This is a genomic window from Oleiphilus sp. HI0086 (assembly GCF_001635225.1).
Map to the genome: position 1 here is coordinate 1 of NZ_LWFZ01000883.1, position 2,474 is coordinate 2,474.

The 2,474-nt window shown below is 45.4% G+C and carries 2 protein-coding genes and 1 pseudogene; all 3 read right to left on the reverse strand.

Features of this window, described 5'->3' with window-relative positions; all coding sequences use genetic code 11:
• Positions 1 to 414, reverse strand: a pseudogene (locus A3756_RS15970) (hypothetical protein); the annotation flags it as partial.
• Between the two features lie 249 nt (positions 415 to 663).
• Positions 664 to 1,605 carry an acyl-CoA dehydrogenase family protein gene (locus tag A3756_RS15975; RefSeq protein ID WP_068509230.1) on the reverse strand — a complete coding sequence of 314 codons (942 nt, stop codon included), beginning with the start codon at positions 1,603 to 1,605 and terminating at the stop codon, positions 664 to 666.
• Positions 1,605 to 2,474: DNA polymerase (locus tag A3756_RS15980; protein WP_231875554.1), on the reverse strand; the 870-nt coding region annotated here is incomplete at its 5' end. The genes A3756_RS15980 and A3756_RS15975, both read right to left, overlap by 1 nt.

Genomic DNA, 2,474 nt, shown 5'->3' on the forward strand with positions numbered 1-2,474 from the left:
GCCATAGATTTGCTCGCCATTATCAAGAAGTGCTTGGGTAATAACGGTTCGCATTTCGGAAATAACGGGTGCCTGCCCCGTTAGAATATCAGTCGTATTTTCGTCTGATGTAAACTCCAGAATATAAGGAGGCTCAATTGGTGTTGGCAGCACCAGGTCAATAATCTGTGCTTGTTCATTAGTTGAGCCCGGTTCACCTACTATTGCACCTTTAAAGTCTTCTGCTGTGGTATCAACCGTATAGACAGTAACAATTGCATTAACTAGAGGCCCTTTAATACCACCGCCTGTCAGACTAACCGCCTCCGGCTCATCACTGCCCCCAGATCCCCCTCCACTACTGCCCCCATTACAAGCGGCTAAACTTAAGCAACAAAGCGTTAGTAAGAGTTTATTCAGATCGGAAAGGCGCATGATGTTTCCTCATTTCTATGAGCTATTGACGCTACCTTCCGCCCGGAAAATAGCGTTAATTTTTATTATTCAGACCTTTTAAGATAGTAAAGATTTTTGTGTGCGCCAGCTCACAAAACGTTCAAAGTGGGTATTTTTTAGACTTAGGAGAAAATAATTTTTGAGGGCAGATTCAAGTTATTGATACAAGTTCTTTTATTTCAATAATCTACTGATAAAGGAAGCTCATGAAAGGCACATAAAATATTTTTAGCTCAGGATATCTTCCCAAGCTTTTCGAGTTCTCGTTTCAAGGGCCTTACCCGCCACTTTCAAAAGGCGGCTATCACGCTGCCAATTTTGGTATTTTTGAGGATTACTCTGTTCGAACAAAGTATTCGTTGCAGCGATTAGTTCATTCAGCTGTGAGCGACAAGCAGACAAGGCAATATGTGCCGCAGAAGAATCTAGTTGCATGGCATTCACTTCTCGCAGTGACAGTATTAGCGCGATATGTTTTTCAATTGCGCCTTGCCCCCAATCTGAAGCAATGGCTTCGGCCATACGGTTAGCGGCAATCGCGGCACACACATGCAAGTCTTCATAAGTGCGAAAGGCCTTTACATATTGAAGGTAGCCATCCCCCTGCAAGATATAACTTTCCTTGATAGCGACTCGGTCAAGAATGACTTTTCCGTGGCTGATTTCAGGCACAAAACCGAGAGACGGCATCTCCTGAATCGCAATTCCTTCAAGCTGCGTATTTAAGGCGATAACTTTAATCAGAGGGCGGCCCGACAAATCAAGGCCATCTCCTCTACGCTCATCTCGGCAAGCAACGTAAATCATGCCGGCATCTTCGGCTCCCGAAACGAAAGACTTCTCTCCTGAGAGATAGAGCTGCGCCTTTTCTGTATAAAGCCGGGCATTAATAGCACGAGGGTGATTTCCTCCTGCTTCCGTCACACACACCGAAGCCAGTAGGGCTTCCTCCAAACCAAAAAGCGCTTCGATAGCAGACTGGTATGCACCTGCAAAAGCAAAACCGACACTGGCACTCATTCTGCCTGCTAGTATCGCCCGATCAATCGAGTTGGAAAAGCTGCCTGTAGCTTGTTTGAAATGAGCAAACCATTCTGACATCGGCATCGCCTGCCAAAGCTTTGTATCGTTCTTAAGCAACGATTCAAGTATGCGTTGGGAGTCACTCATTAATGCGCCTGATCCCAATTGTCACCTACTTCAGCCTCAACAATAAGCGGAACATCAAGATCTGCGGCAGACATCATATTTTCAATCAGTAAAGCTTTGACACCTTCAACCTGGCCCTCAGCGACTTCAACCACCAATTCATCATGCACCTGCATAATCATTTTTGCGTCAAGACCAGCACCTTCAAGTGCGGCATCGACCTTTATCATCGCCTTTTTGATAATATCTGCCGCCGTACCTTGCATTGGTGCATTAATCGCCGTCCGCTCTGCTGCTTGCTGAAGCATTTTATTTCGAGCATTTATCTCAGGAAGATATAAACGACGACCAAAAACGGTTTCGACATAACCATCATCATGTGCTTGAGCCCGGATTCTATCCATGTACTCAAGTACACCTGGGTAACGTTCGAAATAACGATCAATATATTGCGCTGCTTCTTTTCGAGATACATTGATTTGCTTCGCCAAACCAAATGCCGACATACCGTAAATCAAACCAAAGTTAATGGCTTTGGCTTTGCGGCGCTGATCAGCACTCACCTCTTCAACAGAAACATCGAAGACTTCTGCAGCAGTCGCACGGTGTACGTCTTCTCCTTGAGCAAATGCCTCCAACAAGCCCTTATCTTGAGACAAGTGCGCCATAATTCTCAGTTCTATTTGCGAATAGTCGGCTGCGATAAGCTTATAACCGTCGGGTGCAACAAAAGCCTGACGAATCTTTCGACCTTCGGTGCTTCGAATCGGAATATTCTGCAAGTTCGGATCACTAGAAGATAAACGCCCTGTCGCGGTGACAGCCTGATGATAAGAAGTATGAATTCTCCCTGTTCCCGGATTAATCAACTGCGGAAGTTTATCGGTATA

Excerpts from the sequence above, each read along its gene's own strand:
- A3756_RS15975 (WP_068509230.1), bottom strand. The coding sequence starts at position 1,605 with ATGAGTGACTCCCAACGCATACTTGAATCGTTGCTTAAGAACGATACA.